Genomic DNA, 19,374 nt, shown 5'->3' on the forward strand with positions numbered 1-19,374 from the left:
TCTGCTATTATTTTATTTCGGCGGTGCGACTTTGCACTGTACCGAGGGCGGTTAGCTCAGTTGGTAGAGCGCCTCGTTTACACCGAGGATGTCGCGGGTTCGAGTCCCTCACCGCCCATACGCTACAGTCTACGCTCGCAGTCTGTACTCAAAGATTGTGGCTACAGAATTTGGCCATAGCATTTTCCTACAGCCCAGCAAACCACTCATAGCCCCGATCTTCCCAGTAGCCCTGTCGCTCTGATAGATCAGCTGTGAAGGTAATGCGGGTGACCCATTTGCTGTGTTTGTAGCCCAGCTTGATCGGCGCGGCTAGCCGCAGCGGTGCGCCATTTTCGGCGGGTAGCGGTGCGCCATTCTTTTGATAGACCATCAGCGTTTGGGGGTGCAGAGCCGAGGGCAGATCCCAGCTTTCGTAGTAGTCATCAGCAGATTCAAAGTAGACGTAGCGGGCTTCAGGCCTGGGTTGCACCAGTGCCGCAATATCTTGTAGCCGAACGCCGCCCCACTGCACAATCGCGGCCCAGCCCTCTACGCACACATGGCGAATGACCATCGTTGTCAGCGGCATTGTTTGCAAGTCTGCCATGCTGAGCTGCATCGGTGAATTGACCGCGCCATCAACGGTGAGCTGGAAGGTGTCTGGGTCAATTTGCGGCGTGCCATTGAATGAATTGATCAGCAGCGCCTCGGGCTGAACCGCGCTGGCAGCATATTCTGGCGCAGGGGTTTGGGGGCTGAGCAGCAGTTCTTCAACCCGCTGATTGAGCGGCTCAAAGACTTTGCTCACCTGGCGAGAATAGAGCGGTGCGCCACAGCCATTGAGCAGCAGACCGGCACCAGAGAGCCCAGACAGTTGCAGCAGTCGGCGGCGAGTGAGGATGCGGCGAGGGGAAGAGGGGAGTTGCATAGGGCTGGGGGTGGAAAGTTATTGCGTGCATCTTTCTCAGGTGAAGATGGATTTGACCAGGCGAAACTGACCGACTTTTAGAGCCAGCAAAGAGTGCGCAAAGGTGAACAAAACCACAGTGGGCACCGTAATGAAGTGAACCGTGCGGAGGATCTGCCAGTTGATAAACAGCGCTGAGAGCCAGGAGAATTGAACGGGCTTGTACATGGCCAGGCCAGAGGCGACCGCTAGCACCAGCACCGGCATGATCCCCGTGTAAACCACGCGATGCCAGGCATAGTTTTTGCGCTTGGGGTTTTTCCCGGTCTGCAGCACCTGAATATCGCTGCTAGAGGCATACCGGCGTTTCCAGCGGCGCGTGATAAAGATATAGATGCCATATATCAGCAGATTCATCGAAAATAGCCACATCGCGGCAAAGTGCCAGTGGCGACCGCCCGCTAGCCAGCCGCCAAGGGTAACAGCCACCGGAAAATGCCAGCCTGCTCGCCCGCCAAAGACCGGGTTGGCATTATAGATTTGCAGGCCGCTGGTAATCATCAGCGTCAGGCTAATGATATTGAGCCAGTGAAAGATTTTGGTAAAGAGGGCTTGCTTAGGGGCAGGCGGTGTCTTTTTGGGGCGTCGTGCGGGTTCTGAAGAACTGCTCATAGGTTGTGACCAAAAAGTTGCTACAGGGGTAAGGCTGGAAAAAACGGCGCAAGCCAAAGCTGAATTTGAACATCCCAACCGAGGAGAATAGCGATCGCCGTACTCACTACAATCGCCCCACCTGCTCTCTGTAATTTGCGACTGTGTGCACGCAGCGCTAACAATCGACGGCTGAGATATCGCCCACCATAGGCAAATACTAACATGGGGATAGCAGCCCCGATGCCATAGAGCAACAGCAGTAAAAATGCGCTTTCGACTTGATGATCAACAGCTGCCAATACTAGAATGCTGCCCAGCACCGGACCAGCGCAGGGAGTCCAGAGTAAGCCGATCTGAGTGCCCAGCCAAAACTCTCCTGTTAGGCCAATTCGCTTTGGTTCTTGGTCTGATTTTTTATATTTACGCTTGATTGGTAGGTAGCTCAAGAGTCGGTAGCGCCACTGGGGGTAGCGCCACTGTAGGTAGTAGCGCCACTGTGGGAAGAGAGTCAGCAAACCAACAGCTAAGAGGAGTATGATCGCCCCCGTTCTCAGTAGCCCCGCCAGGTGAGTGAACCAGCTAGCGGTAATCCCCAACAGACTGCCCGTCAGGGCAAATCCGCTGACGAGACCGAGTACTAAGGCGATAGGGCCATAGCGATGAGACTGGAGCGATCGCCCGACAATAATCGGCAAAACAGGCAAAATGCAAGGAGAAAAAGTGGTTAGCAATCCGCCCAATAATGCCAATCCTAAAGAGAGCGAAGAAGTCACCACAGTTGCAACACCCGATCCCTAAGCTAACAGCTGGCGAATGGTTTGTTCTGTCTGGTCGTAAGCGCCCTCACCAATATGGTCGTAGCGGATCATGCCGTCACGATCTGCCAAAAATAGATGGGGCCAAAACCGATTGCTGTAAGCTCGCCAGGTTGTGAACTCATTGTCAATCGGCACAGGATATTTGATTTGATGATCGGCTAGCGCCGCTTCGATATTACCGACCTCTCGCTCGAAGGCAAATTCAGGCGTGTGAATACCAATTACCTTTAGCCCTTGGGCTGCATACTGCTGATGCCAGCGGGTGATATAGGGCAGGGTACGCTGGCAGTTAATGCAGGCAAACGTCCAGAACTGGATAAGCACAACGCTTCCTTTCAAGTCAGAAACGGTTAAGGGCTCAGAATTTAGCCACTGGCTGATCCCCTGAAACTCAGGGAGCTGCATTTGCGCTGGTAACGGCGGTAGGGTTGCTGCAGGCGGTGGGCTGAGCGCGATCGCACGATCAGGTAACGCTATCTCATAACGCAGCAATGCTCCGGCGGCTCCCGTCCCTAAAACGCCTAAGCCAAAGTACCAGAGCAGCTGGCGTCGCTGAAGCAGATGTTTATTCATTGGATTACCAATCTTGCACTGACTCAGTCAATCATCACCCTGCGAGAATGGGCTTAGCGATGGCTTAGAGGTTTCTGAGAGATGTGTTCGTAGCGTCATGGCGGCGGTTCGAGCAGCGTCACGCTGACCAGCGGTGTGACATTAAAGCCCTCGCTCAGCAGCTGACTTTGAATTTCTTTTGTCAGGCGGCGGCTCGTAGAATCAGCAGCAACATTCTGTCCTTTTCTGGGCTGCACGTAAACATTGCTCAGCAGCGTATTTTGACTGGCAATATCGGCATGAGTAAAGCGCACGTCGCTTTCGACCAGGCTGACGTACGGATCGTTTTCGATCACTTTTTGAATGACAGCAAAGGCTCTCTGGGTGCGGCTAGAGCGCAGCAAATGAGGCGAGCTAGAAAACTGCCAGCCAAGCAGTAGGGCTAGGGCTAGCCCCGAGATGCCTAACACAATCGGAAAAAACTGCCGCTTGCCACGAGCGTATACCGCGCCTTGCGGTCTAAGACCGTACAGGCGAAAGACCAGGGCGCAGGAGATATTGATACCTGCGAGCTGAAGCAGCAGTAAGAAGATGCCGCTGATGACCATTTCTGGCTTTTGAATTGCGATCGCCATCCCAATCAATCCTGCGGGTGGAGCTAGCGCGGCTGCAACTAACATGCCAATCGCCGTCCCTGAGACCAGGCTGCTGCGCTCCGACTGCACAAGCTGCAAGGCCCCGGCCACACCGCCTGCTAAGGGCAACAGCACAGCCGTCGCAGAGACTTCGCTGGTAGAGATCATTTGAGCGGTGGCGGTCGTCTGGCCAAAGAGCAGACTGAGCAGCAGCGTCGCGCTAACGACTACGGCAAGCGCCACAAAATAACGCAGCAGGCTACGCTTCAGCAGGTCAAAATCACCTCGGGCGGTGGCGATCGCTACGTTCATCGCCGGGCCACCAAAAGGGGCAATCAGCATGGCCGCGACCAATAAAAACACGCTATTGGTATAGAGCCCAATCCAAACGATGATGCCTGCGATCGCCGCATAGGCCAAAAAACTAGGCCAGGAGCCAATACTCTGCACACCCTGCAAAAAAACTTCGATAGAGCTGCGCGGCTGCACTTCTTTAAGCCCTTTCGGCATCTCATCAGTCGGCAAATGCATTGATAAGATGGCACTCGGTAGCAGCGAGACCTCAGCCTGCGGTAGCTCTTTTTCTAGCGCATCTAGCAGATCACCGACCTGACGATTGGGCAGAAGGACAGCGATATTTTCGATTGGCCCAGCAATACCCGTGGCCGCAGTGAGCGATAGATTGCTCCCATCGCAGCGCTGAGCTAGCCTGAGAACCTGTTCGCCGTAGCCTTGAGGAACTTGAATTGAAAGCTGACGCATAGGCTATGGCGCTCGATTCTTAGAGGATTGCGGATGCTCGCTCAGACTAGAGGATTAGAAGGAGCCCTGTCATAGGCCAACAGGCAGACGTTTGCCCAGAGCTGTCATCATCATCTTTAGTCAGAAGGAGCGCCGCCTCAATTCTTGCTATGGTGGCAAAGTGACCAACGCTATAGAGCGGCCCTGTCCGCTGTCACAGGTGTTTGCCTTAGAGCCGCTGCGCAAACGCTTCAGCATTGTCAATGTGTTAGTCGGAGCGCTGGTGGCGCGAGGAATTTTGTTCATGCTGATGCCTGCTCTGCCCAATATTGTTGCTTTTTCCGTTTTGCTGGGCCTATTTGGGCTGGTCAATGCGTTTCCGATGCCGCTGATCGACTCCATTCTGTCCACCCGCAGCAATCAGCGCGAGCAGGGCGAAGTTCTGGGACTCAACGCTTCTTACCTGAGCATGTCTAACGCTATTGGCCCAGCGGTTTCTGGCCTGCTGGTCACCGCTTTTGGCTATGCGATGCCCTTTTGGGTGGCGGGCGCACTGACGGTGATGATCGCAGGATTTGCGATTACCTTGAAAACGCCAGAGCCTGAAGCGAGCTAAGCGATCGCCGCCTCTTTCAAAGCCTCTCCCGGCAAAGTACTGCGCAGCTTCAGATACTTCCGCTGGTAGGGCTGCCACTGCTGCCACAGTTCCAATCGCGACGTTTGAAACGCGGCCTCAAGGGTGGGCAACTGCTGCGGCCAGTCTGACCCGAGTTCATCGGCAAGAAACTGACTGACCACAATTTGATCTTGCAACTGACCTAAAATGCTCTGAAGGTTGCGAAATTCTCTTACCTGAGCGGCGTAGGTAATGTCGTAAAGCCCTCTGAAGAACTCCGTTTGGTAGCGAATGTCTTTGATCTGTTTGCGCAAGTCGTGAAGGCGATCGCCCTCTTCCTTGAATAGTTGATTGAGTTTGGAGAGAGAAATATTGCTGATGGGAACAGTCTGATCGTTATGCTTGCGAGTAGCCACTAACCAGCCAGAATGCTGCAATAGTTCGGTGATAGGTGAAACAATTCGCGTAGCGGCGGCTCGCTGAGCTGGCTGCTGAGCGGCGGCAGAAAAAACAGGTTGCTCTACCCACCTTTTAAACAGACGAGTGAGCTTTTTGTAGGTCTTCTTTTTAAGAAACTTTTCTAAGCGAGAAAACTGCTTTTTGCGGCGTTTCTTTAGCTTTTTTAACAGCGCTTTTATAGTTTTTCTTTCGGTTTTGCTTAAGTCGCTGTCAGTTGCGCTGTTGTTTTCTTCAGGCTTGACCAGCGTTTGCTCAAACCACTGCTGCATCACGTCTAAATCGCGAACTTTTCCCAGGGCTTTGGTAAGCTTGCCTACGGCTTTAGAGGGGGAGACCTGCTCGCCACTATCGGTACCTGGCTGAGGATCGCCGATCTCGACGACATCTGAAAAGAGGTTCAGGGCCGAGCGCAGCCGCCGGGTGCCGATGCGCATTTGATGCAGGGGCTCTGGGTCGGTGTCGGCTAGTACTTGCGATCGCAGCTTAAACACCCGCTTCGACTGCTGCCGAATGATCTGATACCCATAGCCTCCCAGCAAAGTCTTGTCTTGGGCAATTTGTTGTGAGGTCATCGGTGTTAGGGCCATATGTTATTTGGATTTGGGGCTTCTCAGCGCTTCTTCTCAGCGCTTGTGGAGGAGGTGTTTTATGAGCGTTTCAGCTAAACGCCGATACCAAACTTCTCTACTAGAAGCACTCCTTATCAATATGCGGGTTGTATATTATAACGAGTTTCTCGATTGGCTTGGGCAAGTCGTTATTTTCTTTAAAGGTTGTGACTGAGCGATCGCTCCTCTATGGGCAAATGTCATGACGGATACCCTGAGGTAGATATTGGGTATTCCTTAAAGTCCTTAACGCCCTGCGGCTGTGGTCTTGCGGCTGTGGTTTTAAGGTCAGGGGGCTGATGGCCCTGTTGAGTCGGTTACTCCCTAGACGCTTCAGCTCATAGGAAAGATGTTTCGTTACCTGGCAGAGCATCCTTGAGCCGCCAAAGCGTCATGCTAGCTTTGATGGTTAGTGGCTAGCGCTTTTTTTGGGCATTCTGCCTACGTAAGCTGAGCCCAAATTATGGGCCTATATTAATCTCTCTGCAATACCTGAGTACCTGATTTCAAAATGCCACCCTTTAAAGGCCTACTTAATCGCCTTCTGTTCAATAGAACCTCTGCCATCAGCCTGATGATTTTGTTGCCGGTACATTTTTGCCTGGCAAAAATATCGGGAATTTTTGCTTTTGAAGATGCTACCGCCATCATTTGGCCTTCTACCGGCATCTTTTTAGCCGCGACGCTGATACTGGGCTACAAGGTCTGGCTGCCCATGTTCATTAGCGATTGGATTGTGGGCGAGGTGCTGTACTACAAATTTCTCCCGCTTAGCTTCTCTATTGCTGCTATCGATACGATTGAAGTGGCTTGTGTGGGCTTGGTGATTCTACACTTCGTTAAGCGCAGGTACCCCTTTGATCGGGTCAATAGCACCTTGCGGTATATGTCGCTGCTAGTGCCTATCCCGTTGGTGACTGCTGGCTTAGCGATCGCCACGCTCTGTCTCTTTAGGGTGAGTGAGTGGAATGGGTTTTGGCTAGCCTATAAGGGCTGGCTATGTGGAATGCTCACTGGCGGAGTCGTGATTACGCCTTTGATTCTCTGCGTCTGGCACTCTATTCAAAAAAGGGCCTGGCGGCTTCCGGCTGCTCAGCTCGCAGAGTTTAGCGTTGTCTTTGGATTACTCATCCTGATTGGTCTGACGGCTTTTTCGGGGGCGACGCCGGTTGAATACGGACTAATTTTTCCGCTCATCTGGTCGGCTATTCGCTTTAGCCCTCGCGAATCAGCTTTTTTGGCAGTGGTCATGAGCGCGATCGCCATTTACCAAACCCTACATGGCCACGGATCTTTTGCCCAAGACGAATCCACTCAAGCAGCCGTTTTACTTCAGCTATTCATCGCCTCTCTAACCATTGCAGCACTGGTTTTATCAGCAGCTATTCAAGAAAACCGGCAGGCCAATGACAATCTAAGACATATCAACGAAGATTTAGAAAATCGGGTAGAGGGCCGTACCGAAGAACTCAGCAATGCCCTACGAGAGCTGAGAAAAACGCAGACCCATCTTGTTCAGCAAGAGAAAATGTCGGGCCTGGGTCAAATGGTGGCAGGTGTTGCCCATGAGATTAACAACCCGGTCAACTTTATTCACGGAAATCTGACATACATTCAGCAGTATGCTAAAGACATGCTGCACCTCATTCAGCTCTATCAGCAGCATTTCCCCCATCCGCCTGCCGAGATCCAAGCTGAGCAAGAAACTATTGACCTAGCGTTTTTAAAGCAAGACTTAGCCAAAGTCTTAACCTCTATGACCATAGGAACGACCCGAATTACGGAGATCGTACTGTCGCTGCGCAACTTTTCTCGAATGGATGAATCTGAATCTAAGGTCGTTGATATCCACGCAGGTATAGAGAGTACGCTGATGATTTTGCAGCATCGGCTCAAAGCTTCCTCTCAGCGACCCGCCATTAGCGTCGTTCGCGACTACGGCCAGTTGCCCCTCGTCCAGTGCTACGCTGGCCAGCTTAATCAGGTATTTATGAATCTTTTGGTCAACAGCATCGACGCCCTAGAAACAGATCTACTCAACCACCCCAACGCTGACAAATCACCACAAATTACTCTCCGCACTGAAGCCCGCGCCGACAGCATCACCGTCAGCATTGCCGATAATGGGACAGGGATTTCTCCAGACGTGAAAAGACGCATGTTTGATCCGTTCTTCACCACTAAAGAGGTAGGCAAAGGCACTGGCATGGGTATGGCTATTAGCTATCAGCTGATTACCGAAAAGCACGGCGGTAAAATTGAGTGCTTCTCCGAAGAAGGCGCTGGTACAGAGTTTATGATTGAAATTCCGATCTGTCTCTCTGCCGATGTCACGTAGCGGCTTTTGCTAAAGCGATCGCTACAGCGTTTTAAAGTATGGGGCTCAAGGGCACGCGAGACTATATTTTTCGGTATTTAATAATCATGCAGGTCGGGTAAATGACGTCAGCAATCACTTGCTCGCTCGCCGGAAAATCCATATGTTCTTCAAACAGTTCAATGCTCGTATTTTTTAGGAGCCGGGCATGAAAGTATTCCATCAGGGTGTGTCCTGGCTGAGATAGCTTAATTGATCGGTTGAAAATGTAAGAAGTTACGTTTCGCTTGGCGAAGTAATCACCATTTTGATCGTTGATGTAGCTTTCCAAGAGCTGAGTGACCGGATGCTTTGCCAAAATCAGCAGAATGCCGTTGGGCTTTGTCACTCGAACCATTTCTTCAAGTGCGCCGGGTACCTGATCTGATGCCTGAAGCGCGTAATAACTGGTGATGATGTCAAAGGTATTTGCCTCGTAAGGAAGTTCGTTCATACTCCCTACAGCAAAATTGCCGCATTCTCTGTCTTTTGCTAGCGCTATTTGTTTTTCTGAGACATCTAAACCGTAGACCTTAGCCCCCTTTTCTGCATAGACGGCGGCATCCTGCCCAGACCCACAGCCGATATCAAGCAACTGCTTTCCGGCTAAAGGTTCGGTTATCAGGCTATAAAAATGCGATTTCATCTCCCTTTCTAAATCGGCTGACCCCTTGGCATATTTTTCAGCAAACTCGTTGTAATTAGTCATAGATTGTGCTCACTTCTGAAAGACCATAAGATAGCCCGGAACACTCGCATGCTTAAATGAGGGAATAGTCAGCTCTGTCGCCTGTATTAGCGATAAGTCGCTAAATATCTCTTCGACTTCAGAAATAGAATAGTGGATGAATGGAGACTGCGACCAAGTAGGATGCAGCAAACAGTGCCTGCACGGGCCAAAACGAATGCTCCGATACTGATGGCTTCGCAGCCGATCATAAGCGTAATCGTAGATGACGAGCCTACCGTTTTTCTTTAGAACAGACCTGATAGACCGCACTAAGAGGTTTCTGTGGGAAGTGTCGGCGATCGTACTAAAGACGCCAAACATTGAAAACATATCGACTTTTAGGGTTTTAGCCAGCTCGGCAAGCTTGTCAAAGTGGTGAACCGGGATGGGGGTATCTTTCTGCATATGAGCTATGCAGTCGCGTGAGACTTCAATGCCTGTAAGATTTTTAAATCCTCGTTCCCTTAGCTGGCGAAGATTTCGGCCTCTGCCAAAACCAAAGTCAAGGATAGATTGATCTGTCTGTGGGAGAGAAATGGGTAAGTCTAACAGGCCAGGGATATTTGAATGATCTACCCGATGGAAACTATCCCAATAAGAGATATCTGTTTTAACTCGCAGTAAACTTGTCATTCCAACAAGGCTCCAAAATTTAGAAGTCTTCGATCTGGTGGTCTATGCGCTGATGATTTGGAGAACTCTATTCAGGAACAAACTTGATTCACTCTCGATAGCTTGATTCACTCTCGATAGTTAAAGATGAGAAATAGTTGAAAACACGGATATGACTTTATCAGGATCGTAAACATACCTAACAGCGAGAATATACTTAGGTGAGACAACGGATATTCCATCGTATCCCTCAGTTATTTGCACGTATTCTTACGGATGCTTTGTGACCCTACTTAGGCATCTCTAAGGTTTTCAGCAGGGGTTTTCAGCCGGCTTATGGTGTGGTGGATGCGATCGCGCCTAAGAAAAGTAGAGAACCCGGCTTGATCGATCTATTTCGCTAGGCTGCGCGCTCAGTATCGAGATATTACGGCAGTTGCTGATATTTACATTGCTTAATAGGATGAATAGATGCGTATCTGGCAAATCATGTGGTTGAAATATGATTTAACGATTGCCAGCGCTTTTTACTATTCTCAGTTAGGCATACGTGGCTTATATCAGTGCTAATTCAACCAAGAAGGAAGAACTCCAGGCTTGGTTTTCAAATGTGCCAGCAGATTTGCTAGCGGGTGCTGTGGTCGCTCTGGCACTGATTCCCGAGGCGATCGCTAGCAAAAGACTCAGCCCGTAAAGCTAAGCCTGTGAGTAGACAAACTGCTCGCAGGTTTTTTAAATGCATAGCCCCTTTAACGGATACAGAGAGCCACGTTTACAGAGAGGCCACGTTCAAAGCGGTACTTCTCCGCAGCCGCTTATAGTGCCCAGATCGCGCCCAGACCGCTCTGTCTTTAGCAGCTATTAAGCCAATGTTAATCTCCTGATAACCAACTAGCCCTGCTGTCTTAAACTCCCCCCTATACATTGCACCTTGGCCATGAATTTGAGCTTAGGAGCTTTCAACAATGACAATCAGCGGTAAGCAGTTTTCAGGTAAGTTCAAAGTCTTAGGGGCCACCACAGCAGTAGCAGCAACGCTGGGTCTGACTTCAACAGCAGTCTTCGCTCAGAGCAATCTCATTTCTATCGACGGCTCTAGCACGGTTTTTCCCATCACCGAAGCGATGGCTGAAGAGTTTATGACTGATAACAGCGACGTTAGCATCAGCGTCGGCGTTTCTGGTACGGGCGGTGGCTTTGAGAAATTCTGTGCGGGTGAGACCGTGATTTCAAATGCCTCGCGGCCCATCAAAGACTCTGAAGCAGAGAACTGCGCCGCCAATGGCATTGAGTACGAAGTGATTCCGGTCGCGACTGACGCCATCACCGTAGTCATCAACCCCGAAAACGACTGGGCAACCAGCCTCACTACTGAAGAACTCAACACTATCTGGGCACCCGAATCAGAAGGTGAGATCACTAGCTGGAATCAGGTCAACCCTGACTTCCCTGACGAGCCTATCAACCTGTATGGCCCTGGCGCAGACTCTGGCACCTTTGACTATTTTACCGATGAAATTATGGGTGAAGAAGGGGCAAGCCGAGGTGACTACACTGCCAGCGAAGATGACAATGTGCTGGTGCTAGGCGTCTCTCGCGATGTCAACGCGCTGGGCTATTTTGGAATGTCTTACTACCTGGAGAACCAGGATTTGCTGCAGGCGGTCGGTGTCGCCAGCGAAGAAACCGGCGGTGTCCCCGTTGTTCCTTCTCCTGAGACGATTGCTGAGTACCAGCCTCTGGCCCGCCCGATTTTCATCTATGTCAACAAAGAAGCATTGGCTGAGCGCTCTGAAGTCAGCTCATTTGTTGAGTTTTACCTCAATAACGCTGAGTCAATCGTGCCTGAAGTCGGCTATGTAGCTCTGCCTCCCGCTGACTACGAAGAGTCTCTAAGCAAGCTCTAATTTGCCTAGTAGATCATTTGCGTATCCGTTCAGTCTGCCAGTTTTTCGATGATGTCGAGTTGCTGGTAGTGCTGGGCAATCTCGCGGGTTCATCAAAATCTACTTTTGCCTTGAGGCTCTCAGCCACTTCACACCGGCTGAGCTTCAGGGCTTTCCCTATGTTTAGCCTGACTTTCGACGTTCACTTGTTTTGTGCCGATGGCTCCTTCTGCTGAAAACAGATCGTCTCTGGGTGAGCGATCGCCGCTCCGCCTCATCACTGACCGCTTCACGATCAGCCAGGTGCTACACCACCCACTGACCTGGCTGGCAGTAGGGTTTCATGCGCTGCTGCTGGTAGTTCCCTTTGGTCCGAGCCCATCCGCCGCGCCGCCCGAAACGATAGAGGAGGAAGCGCCCGAGGAGGCCGCTATCGATATCTTGAGCCTGTCAGAAATTTCTACTCCTGAGCCACCTGCCCCACCTGCTCCAGAAACGCCCCCCGCGCCTCCCGCTGCTGCTGCGCCTCCATCCACTTCGCCTCGGTCTGCGCCTGCTGCTGCTGCTCCCCCCGCTGCTGCGTCTGCCACTGCTGCTCCCCCTGCCCCGGGGCCATCTGCACCGGCTACGCCAGCAGCAGCGGGCGATCTGCCCCCGCCCTCACCCGCCTACGACCCGTCCGCAGATCAGGAGATCTTTATCGGCAATCTGGGGGCGATTGGGCTAACTGACTATACGGCTGCTCAGGGGCTGCCTGAGACTAGATTTTTTCGCCATCCTGAGAATGCTGGCACCTTTTTGAATGGGAACGCGCCAGCAGCAGGGGCTAAGGATGCCCGCTGGATGGATAAAGGGCCGGATGATGTCTTAAGTCAGTTGAAAACTACCTATGGGCCGAGTGGCATCGTCTTCAACCAGCTAGACAACTATGGCGGTGAGTTGCTGTATCAGCTGGTGACGGCTGAGGGTCAACCCTTTATGTACATCAGCCTGGTCAGCTTGAAGGGGTCATCTCTGCTGGTGATCTGGCAAGGCAACCCGCTGAGCTGATGGAAAGGCAGCGCTATGCTGGGGTAGACGTTAGCGGTTGCTGACAAAATAGATTTCGTTAAAATTTCCGCAGGTTGCGATCGCCCCGCTGTCCTGTACTAGCCGCCTTTACGGGCCGTTTTTAAGAGCACTGAGTTATTCCCTTATGAAGGTCGTTCAATTTATCTATCCGATGTTTCTGGTAGCCCTGGGTATGCACGCCCTGCTGCTGTTTGTGCCGATAGGTGGGGCCGTGCCAGAGCCGATAGAAGAAGACGTGCCTTTTTCTGATCTCACTTCTGACCTACCTGATGAAGCGTTAGGGCCTGACCCGTCAGAAGCCCTTCCCGTGCCCGATTTGAATGTGTCTACGGCATCGCCTGATAGCGCAGCATCGGCGATCGCACCCAGCCAGATAGCCGGTTTAGCCGCCTCTGTGCGCCCGGCAGCGCCTGCGCCCCGGCAGCCAATTGCTAGAGCTACCGCAAGACCGACTCCCCCCGCTACCCGCTCAGATACAGCTACCCGCACCGAAGATGCGGCATCTCAGCCCAATACAGCTATTCAGCCAACTCCTCTCCTGCCCGATCTCTCAGCGGCTGACCAAGATCCGGCGGAGAGCGCTCCTGACGAACCGATTTTAGAGAGTGACCCCAATGAAGAGGCGGCCAGTTTGGCAGCATCTGACGGATCAGCCAGACCCGCTAACGGATCGATTAGCGGTCTGATCGCCTCAGCTCGCGGCAAGCTCCCAGCGTCCCTGCGGCAACTAGCAGCGGCCTTTTCCAAAGCGCTGGACTATAACCCCGAGGGGACTGATGCAGCCAGCGCCGAGCAAGAACTGATTGACTGGCAGGCCAGTATCCGCCGACAGGCCAATGGTGACGGCGTAGAAAATATCGGACCGATCCAGGTCGCCGACCTTACCCAAATCAGCTACCCCATCGAATCGGCTGAAAAGGACAATGGGCGGCCCTTCAGCGTCTGTCTAGAAAAAGCCCCTCACGATGCGGAAATTGGCGTTCTGTTCGACCCTCAAGGGCAGATTGCCGGTGAGCCTAAGCTGATTCGCAGTACGGGCTACAGCGCCTTAAATGAAGAGATTATGGCCACGATTGCCAGCTACGAAGATTTCCCAGCCGACCATCAGTCTAAAGCCTATACCTTTGGAGTCGGGGTAGATTACGACGCCGATGCCTGCGTCAGCTTAGGAAAACTGCTGCCATCTGGTCAATCTAGCCAGTAGCCCAGCGATCTGGTGGCTATAGCTGGGTGCGATCGCTCAAAATCTCATAGCCTGTCTCAGTGACCAGCACCGTATGCTCCCACTGTGCCGATAGGGATCGATCCAGGGTGACGACCGTCCAGCGATCGCTCAGCGTTCGCGTGTGTTTAGTACCCTCATTCAAAATTGGCTCAATTGCCAGCGTCATCCCCGGCTGCAGCGTCACATTCGGCGCTCGATTGGTGCGAAAGTTAAAAACAGAAGGCTCCTCGTGCAGATTGCGCCCCACCCCATGACCGGTAAAGTCTTCCACCACCGTAAATTTATTCGCCTTAATCGAATCTTCAATCGCCCCGGCAATATCTAGCAGCGTATTGCCCGGCTTGACTTGATCAATGCCCGCATACAGCGCCTCTTCAGCGGCCTCAGCGAGCTTCTGTGCCGCCGGTTTGACCTGGCCCACCAAGATCGTCACGCAAGAGTCGCCGTGAAAGCCTTCGTAATAGGCTCCGGTGTCAATTTTCACCAAGTCCCCTGACTTGATGACCTTGCGCTTACGCGGAATGCCATGCACCACCTCATTATTAATGCTGGCGCAAATTGAGGCAGGAAACCCGTGATAGCCTTTAAAGCTCGGTGTTGCCCCTAGCCCTCGAATCCGCTTTTCGGCGTAGTCGTCAAGGTCAGCGGTGGTCATACCTGCCTGCGTCATTTCGCTGATTTCTTTTAGTACCGTCGCCACAATTTTGGCGGCTGAGCGCATGGTCTCAATCTCTGAGGCCGACTTAATCTCAATGCGTTTACCGGCTTTTACCCTCAGTGCAGGGGAAAAAGAGACGCTGGGCAGTAGGTCGGTGAAAAAATTCATGGGTTATGAAACTAAAGTGGCGAAAACTAAAATAGCTGCAAAAAAACGAGGTAGATAGACGGTCATGGGCGACAGTCCGTCTTCTATCGTAGCGGTTTTTAGTTTGCCTCTTCACATTCTCTCTTTTTTGCTATAACCTTATAGACTGTGCGCTTTTAAGGGCTGTCATGAACGCTGAAGCAATTATCCGCTCTATTGAGTCGGAATATATCAAAGACGATCTTCCTAAGATCTACGTTGGGGATACAGTTCGCGTCGGAATGCGAATTGTCGAGGGTGGCAAAGAGCGCATCCAGCCCTATGAGGGCACCGTGATTGCTATGCGCAATGGCGGCATCAATGAGACCATTACAGTGCGCCGCGTCTTTCAAGGTATAGGGGTAGAGCGAGTCTTTTTACTTCACGCCCCCCGAGTTGCTACTATTACAGTAATTCGCCGGGGCCGGGCTCGTCGGGCGAAGCTCTATTATCTGCGTGATCGCGTCGGTAAGGCCACTCGACTCAAGCAGCGGTTTGACCGCGCGCTATAGCCGATGGCCATGGCCTTTTTTGGCTTTGCTGTAGAGGATAGTGACCGCGCTAACCTCTACAGCCGCATCTGTATAAGCTATGCGTCCTTAGTTCAGCTGGTAGAACGTCGGTCTCCAAAACCGAATGTCGGGGGTTCGAGTCCTCCAGGACGCGCTTTCCAGATGTTATGGCCTGCCCAAAAGGTGATATGCCCAAAAGGGATCGGCGTGCAGCAGCTCATAGTTGATCCACTGGGCAGATTTGCTGTCTGGCTGGGCAATCGGTCTGAGCAGCTACAGGGCTGAGCGGTTAGCATGGTGTTACCAGCACAGTTTTATTTGAGCCTTATTTGAGCGGGCGAGGACTTACTTCAGTGGCAAAAAAAGATACCAAATCAGCCGCCGACAGCAGCGTCAAGCGATCAGCCGATCAGTCCAAGAATGGCTCTGAGAGCTTCGATGCCGCCGCTTTTAGCCGGGGTACTCGCGAAGAACTCGCCAAGGTAATCTGGCCGACTCGCCAGCAGCTAATTAGCGAATCTGCCGCTGTGATTTTGATGGTGGGGCTATCGGCAACGCTGATCTACTTCATAGATAAGCTATTTGGCTGGGCCTCTAGACAGGTTTTCTAATATGACTTACGCATCCGACAATTCCAACTACAGCAGCGATTTTCCAGAATCGCTAGAAGCAGACACGCTAGAAGACGGCGTAGAAGAGCAGCCCAAGCGCAAAGAACGACCGCGCTGGTACGCCGTGCAAGTCGCCTCTGGCTGCGAAAAAAAGGTCAAGCTCACGCTGGAGCAGCGAGTAAAGACCTTCGATCTTGCGGGTGCCATTCTTGAGGTGGAAATTCCTCAGACGCCAGCGGTGAAGATGCGCAAAGACGGCTCTCGCCACAATATTGAGGAGAAAGTCTTTCCGGGGTACGTGCTGATTCGCATGCTGCTAGATGACGACGCCTGGCAGGTGGTCAAAAATACGCCGCATGTGATTAACTTTGTGGGGGCTGAGCAGCGGCGGGCACAAGGTCGCGGTCGCGGCCATGTAAAGCCGATGCCGTTAAGCCCTGGCGAAGTTAAGCGCATCTTTAAGCAGACTCAAGAGCAGGCGGCTGTGGTCAAAATTGACATGGCAGCCGGTGACAAAATCACTGTGCTCTCTGGGCCGTTTAAAGACTTTGAAGGGGAAGTGATTGAAGTGAGCCCCGAGCGCAGCAAGCTGAAAGCCCTGCTCTCAATCTTCGGTCGCGATACCCCAGTTGAGCTTGAGTTTAATCAAGTGAAAAAAGAATCGTGACTTCGGCTGCGCTCAGTCACCGGATCGGGGGAATGGGTGCTGGCTTCATAGGCTCTGTATACTCAGAAAAGTCCTTGAAGAGCTGAACTTATGCTCAGCCACCCGAGGGCTGAGCGTAGTCAAAGCCCGGTCTCACAAAGCGTTCAATTAGTAAGAGTTAATCAATGGCAAAGAAGGTAGTTGCGCTCATTAAGCTGGCGATCCCCGCCGGTAAGGCGAACCCTGCGCCGCCGATCGGCCCCGCGCTGGGTCAGCACGGCGTCAATATCATGGCATTTTGTAAAGATTACAATGCCAGAACGGCTGAGAAAGCTGGTTTGATTGTACCGGTTGAAATTTCTGTCTTTGAAGACAGAAGCTTCACCTTCATTCTCAAAACCCCGCCAGCTTCAGTTTTGATCAAAAAGGCGGCGAAAATTGAAAAGGGATCGGGCAATCCTAGAACTGAGAAGGTAGGGTCAATCACCCGCGCTCAGCTCAAAGAAATCGCTGAAACCAAAATGCCTGACCTCAATGCCAACGACATTGAGATGGCGATGAATATCATCGAAGGCACTGCTCGCAATATGGGCGTTGAAGTGGCAGGCTAGCTGGCCCTTCAAAGATCAGATTCAATTAACAATCCTATCGGGGGAGAGGCATTTGCTTCGCTACTGACCCCAGAAAAATATGGCAAAAATTTCTCGACGGATGCGGGCGCTCTACGAAAAGGTAGATAGCGAACAAACCTATCAGCCGCTAGAAGCGGTGGCCCTGCTCAAAGACACCGCAACGGCAAAATTTACCGAATCGGCAGAAGCCCACATTCGGCTCGGTATTGACCCTAAGTACACAGACCAGCAGCTGCGGACGACGGTAGCGCTACCTAAAGGCACCGGTCAAGATGTGCGAGTGGCTGTCATCGCCCGAGGTGAGAAGGTCAATGAGGCCAGTGAAGCCGGCGCAAACATGGCCGGTTCGGAAGAGCTAATCGAAGAAATTAGCAAAGGCATGATGGACTTTGATGTGTTGGTGGCCACGCCCGACATGATGCCCAAGGTCGCTAAGCTGGGCCGGGTGCTTGGCCCTCGCGGCCTGATGCCTTCTCCCAAAGGGGGCACGGTGACTTTTGACCTGGCGCAGGCGATCGCTGCCTTTAAAGCGGGTAAGCTCGAATTCCGCGCTGACCGAACAGGCATCGTTCATGTTATGTTTGGTAAGGTCTCTTTTTCACCAGAAGACCTGCTAGAAAACCTGAAAGCGCTGCAAGAAACGATTGATCGCAATCGCCCCTCCGGTGCAAAAGGCCGCTTCTGGCGCACAGTTTCAATTTCGGCGACGATGGGGCCTTCCATCTCAGTTGATGTGCAGGCACTGCGCGATTTGAAACTAAGCGAAGTAATCAGCCAATCTACTTAAAGCAGCCCATGATTCAATCTCAAAATTGAATATAGCTACCAGAGACAGCAGGTGCGCTCGATAGTTTAACTATCAAACCGCTCAATTTCCTGCCGAGGTATGCGGTTGAAGCGTTTCTTCTGTGATGTTTATATAACGTCAGTAAAGCTTCAATACGTTTGCCTCGATCTGGTTTTAAGGTCGAGGCTTTTTGCTGGCTACGGTTTGCCCATCGGGGCAAAAAAATCTAAACAAAAAGGAGGTGAAATAGAATGGGAAGAACGCTAGAGAACAAGCAAGAGATTGTCACTGAACTCAAAGCTCTTTTAGACGAGTCAGAGTCTGCCTTTGTGATCGACTACCAGGGTCTTTCGGTCGGTCAGATGGGCGATCTGCGCAATCGGCTACGGGAGTCAGGTGCAGTCTGCAAAATCTCTAAGAACACTTTGCTAAAGCGGGCAATTGACGGCCAAACTCAGTGGCAAGAGCTAGAGTCTCTGCTGACGGGTACGACGGCAGTCATGCTCACCAAAGAAGACATTGGTTCTGCGGTTAAGGCTTACAAAAAGTTTCAGAAAGATACCAAAAAGACTGAGCTGCTTGGCGGTGTGCTGGAAGGCAAGCTGCTCAACCAGAAAGATTCTGAAGCGCTCGCTGACCTGCCCACTAAAGATGAGCTATACGCCAAGATTGCGATCGCCATCAATGCTGTGGCGACCAAAGTGGCTGTGGGCATCAAAGAAGTTCCGGCTTCGATTGGTCGTGGCATCAAAGCCTACGCCGAGAAAGATGCTGAATAAGCTCTGCTCAAATATTTACACTCAATTTTCAACCTACTCAAGGAGAACAAAACATGTCTGCTGCAACTGATGAAATTCTAGATAAGCTAAAAACCCTCTCTCTGCTAGAAGCTTCCGAGCTGGTCTCTCAGATTGAAGAAGCCTTTGGTGTCAGCGCGGCTGCGCCTGTCGGCGGCATGATGATGGCTGCTGGCGGTGGCGGTGACGCTGAAGAAGTCGAAGAAAAGACTGAATTCGACGTGGTGCTAGACGAAGTACCGGGCGACAAGAAGATCGCCATCTTGAAAGTCGTTCGTACCCTCACCGGCCTCGGCTTGAAAGAAGCCAAAGGCATGGTAGAGTCTGCGCCAATCACCGTTAAGGAAGCGATTCCTAAAGACGCCGCTGAAGAAGCGAAGAAGTCGCTAGAAGATGCGGGCGCTAAAGTGACTGTTAAGTAAGCTAGCTAATGGCTCACTGAAAGCGAGAGTTTGGAAAACAGAAGGCAGGTGTTGGGTTACGGCCAACTTTTGTCTTACAGAAGGGAGCTAGGTCTACTGGCTCTCTTTTTGTTTGTTTTGTATTTCTTCAACCAACTGGGCAAAAGCTTTAAACGACTGAAGCTCGGGCTTGATGTCGGGCCTCGCTGGGCAATGAGCGGGCAGCTCAGCGTGCGCCCGGGATCATCGCGCGGAGAAGGAGACAGGAGACAGAGGAACCACGCCTATTGCC

At 51.9% G+C, this 19,374-nt stretch carries 21 protein-coding genes, 2 tRNA genes and 1 other annotated feature; of the genes, 15 read left to right on the forward strand and 8 right to left on the reverse strand.

Annotation, left to right across the window (positions count from 1 at the left end; genetic code table 11):
- The first annotated feature begins 45 nt into the window (after nt 1–45).
- A tRNA-Val gene (locus CKL79_RS09340) sits at nt 46–118 on the forward strand.
- A 69-nt stretch (nt 119–187) separates the two neighbouring features.
- On the opposite strand, the gene CKL79_RS09345 is transcribed toward CKL79_RS09340, so the two are convergent.
- The 5 genes from CKL79_RS09345 to CKL79_RS09365 all read right to left on the reverse strand — a co-directional run bounded on the left by CKL79_RS09345 (nt 188) and on the right by CKL79_RS09365 (nt 4,310).
- Complete coding sequence (locus tag CKL79_RS09345; protein ID WP_121969316.1) at nt 188–910, reverse strand: molybdopterin-dependent oxidoreductase; 723 nt, start codon at nt 908–910, stop codon at nt 188–190.
- Nucleotides 911–946: 36 nt separating this feature from the next.
- Nucleotides 947–1,561: a cytochrome b/b6 domain-containing protein gene (locus CKL79_RS09350; RefSeq protein ID WP_121969317.1), complete on the reverse strand. Its 615-nt coding sequence runs from the start codon at nt 1,559–1,561 to the stop codon at nt 947–949.
- A gap of 20 nt (nt 1,562–1,581) precedes the next feature.
- Nucleotides 1,582–2,319, reverse strand: a complete 738-nt coding sequence (locus CKL79_RS09355) for a cytochrome c biogenesis CcdA family protein (RefSeq protein ID WP_121969318.1) — start codon at nt 2,317–2,319, stop codon at nt 1,582–1,584.
- An 18-nt stretch (nt 2,320–2,337) separates the two neighbouring features.
- Nucleotides 2,338–2,934, reverse strand: coding sequence for a thioredoxin family protein (locus CKL79_RS09360; RefSeq protein ID WP_121969319.1), 597 nt, complete (start codon nt 2,932–2,934; stop codon nt 2,338–2,340).
- Nucleotides 2,935–3,029: 95 nt separating this feature from the next.
- The gene (locus tag CKL79_RS09365; RefSeq protein WP_121969320.1) at nt 3,030–4,310 is read right to left on the reverse strand and encodes a DUF389 domain-containing protein; all 1,281 of its coding nucleotides are present in this window, start codon (nt 4,308–4,310) and stop codon (nt 3,030–3,032) included.
- 91 nt (nt 4,311–4,401) lie between these two features.
- Here CKL79_RS09365 and CKL79_RS09370 point away from each other — a divergent pair, with 91 nt between their 5' ends.
- Complete coding sequence (locus CKL79_RS09370) at nt 4,402–4,905, forward strand: MFS transporter (RefSeq protein ID WP_240518764.1); 504 nt, start codon at nt 4,402–4,404, stop codon at nt 4,903–4,905.
- Here CKL79_RS09370 and CKL79_RS09375 read toward each other — a convergent pair.
- Nucleotides 4,902–5,936 (reverse strand): CHAD domain-containing protein, encoded by a 1,035-nt coding sequence (locus tag CKL79_RS09375; protein ID WP_170944018.1) that lies wholly within the window; start codon nt 5,934–5,936, stop codon nt 4,902–4,904. The genes CKL79_RS09370 and CKL79_RS09375 overlap by 4 nt on opposite strands.
- Nucleotides 5,937–6,483: 547 nt before the next feature.
- On the opposite strand from CKL79_RS09375, the gene CKL79_RS09380 reads away from it, so the two are divergent.
- The gene (locus CKL79_RS09380) at nt 6,484–8,310 is read left to right on the forward strand and encodes an MASE1 domain-containing protein (protein ID WP_121969322.1); all 1,827 of its coding nucleotides are present in this window, start codon (nt 6,484–6,486) and stop codon (nt 8,308–8,310) included.
- A 61-nt stretch (nt 8,311–8,371) separates the two neighbouring features.
- Here CKL79_RS09380 and CKL79_RS09385 read toward each other — a convergent pair whose 3' ends face one another.
- Nucleotides 8,372–9,037, reverse strand: a complete 666-nt coding sequence (locus CKL79_RS09385; protein WP_121969323.1) for a class I SAM-dependent methyltransferase — start codon at nt 9,035–9,037, stop codon at nt 8,372–8,374.
- A gap of 1,183 nt (nt 9,038–10,220) precedes the next feature.
- Here CKL79_RS09385 and CKL79_RS23160 point away from each other — a divergent pair.
- The 4 genes from CKL79_RS23160 (at nt 10,221) to CKL79_RS09405 (ending at nt 13,831) form a co-directional block, all read left to right on the forward strand.
- Nucleotides 10,221–10,364 carry a hypothetical protein gene (locus CKL79_RS23160; RefSeq protein ID WP_170944012.1) on the forward strand — a complete coding sequence of 48 codons (144 nt, stop codon included), beginning with the start codon at nt 10,221–10,223 and terminating at the stop codon, nt 10,362–10,364.
- A 271-nt stretch (nt 10,365–10,635) separates the two neighbouring features.
- Nucleotides 10,636–11,577: a PstS family phosphate ABC transporter substrate-binding protein gene (locus CKL79_RS09395; RefSeq protein ID WP_121969325.1), complete on the forward strand. Its 942-nt coding sequence runs from the start codon at nt 10,636–10,638 to the stop codon at nt 11,575–11,577.
- Nucleotides 11,578–11,775: 198 nt separating this feature from the next.
- Nucleotides 11,776–12,606: a hypothetical protein gene (locus tag CKL79_RS09400; RefSeq protein WP_121969326.1), complete on the forward strand. Its 831-nt coding sequence runs from the start codon at nt 11,776–11,778 to the stop codon at nt 12,604–12,606.
- 145 nt (nt 12,607–12,751) lie between these two features.
- On the forward strand, nt 12,752–13,831 hold the full coding sequence (locus tag CKL79_RS09405; RefSeq protein ID WP_121969327.1) for a hypothetical protein: 1,080 nt from the start codon (nt 12,752–12,754) through the stop codon (nt 13,829–13,831).
- Nucleotides 13,832–13,847: 16 nt separating this feature from the next.
- On the opposite strand, the gene map is transcribed toward CKL79_RS09405, so the two are convergent.
- Nucleotides 13,848–14,678, reverse strand: coding sequence for a type I methionyl aminopeptidase (gene map, locus CKL79_RS09410; protein WP_121969328.1), 831 nt, complete (start codon nt 14,676–14,678; stop codon nt 13,848–13,850).
- Between the two features lie 167 nt (nt 14,679–14,845).
- On the opposite strand from map, the gene rplS reads away from it, so the two are divergent.
- From rplS to rplL, 8 genes are all read left to right on the forward strand, one after another.
- Nucleotides 14,846–15,208 carry a 50S ribosomal protein L19 gene (gene rplS / locus CKL79_RS09415; RefSeq protein WP_121969329.1) on the forward strand — a complete coding sequence of 121 codons (363 nt, stop codon included), beginning with the start codon at nt 14,846–14,848 and terminating at the stop codon, nt 15,206–15,208.
- A gap of 81 nt (nt 15,209–15,289) precedes the next feature.
- Nucleotides 15,290–15,362, forward strand: a tRNA-Trp gene (locus CKL79_RS09420).
- A 199-nt stretch (nt 15,363–15,561) separates the two neighbouring features.
- Nucleotides 15,562–15,819, forward strand: coding sequence for a preprotein translocase subunit SecE (gene secE, locus CKL79_RS09425; RefSeq protein WP_121969330.1), 258 nt, complete (start codon nt 15,562–15,564; stop codon nt 15,817–15,819).
- Nucleotide 15,820: 1 nt separating this feature from the next.
- The gene (gene nusG, locus CKL79_RS09430) at nt 15,821–16,486 is read left to right on the forward strand and encodes a transcription termination/antitermination protein NusG (protein WP_121969331.1); all 666 of its coding nucleotides are present in this window, start codon (nt 15,821–15,823) and stop codon (nt 16,484–16,486) included.
- A 164-nt stretch (nt 16,487–16,650) separates the two neighbouring features.
- Nucleotides 16,651–17,076, forward strand: a complete 426-nt coding sequence (gene rplK, locus CKL79_RS09435; RefSeq protein ID WP_121969332.1) for a 50S ribosomal protein L11 — start codon at nt 16,651–16,653, stop codon at nt 17,074–17,076.
- A gap of 79 nt (nt 17,077–17,155) precedes the next feature.
- Nucleotides 17,156–17,884 (forward strand): 50S ribosomal protein L1, encoded by a 729-nt coding sequence (rplA, locus tag CKL79_RS09440; RefSeq protein ID WP_121969333.1) that lies wholly within the window; start codon nt 17,156–17,158, stop codon nt 17,882–17,884.
- A 20-nt stretch (nt 17,885–17,904) separates the two neighbouring features.
- Nucleotides 17,905–18,086: a sequence feature (ribosomal protein L10 leader region), on the forward strand.
- Between the two features lie 49 nt (nt 18,087–18,135).
- Nucleotides 18,136–18,663: a 50S ribosomal protein L10 gene (gene rplJ / locus CKL79_RS09445; RefSeq protein WP_121969334.1), complete on the forward strand. Its 528-nt coding sequence runs from the start codon at nt 18,136–18,138 to the stop codon at nt 18,661–18,663.
- 53 nt (nt 18,664–18,716) lie between these two features.
- Nucleotides 18,717–19,103 (forward strand): 50S ribosomal protein L7/L12, encoded by a 387-nt coding sequence (rplL, locus tag CKL79_RS09450; protein WP_121969335.1) that lies wholly within the window; start codon nt 18,717–18,719, stop codon nt 19,101–19,103.
- Nucleotides 19,104–19,374 lie beyond the last annotated feature (271 nt).

This window comes from Leptolyngbya sp. BC1307, from assembly GCF_002286735.1.
Classification (GTDB): Bacteria; Cyanobacteriota; Cyanobacteriia; order Phormidesmidales; family Phormidesmidaceae; genus Phormidesmis.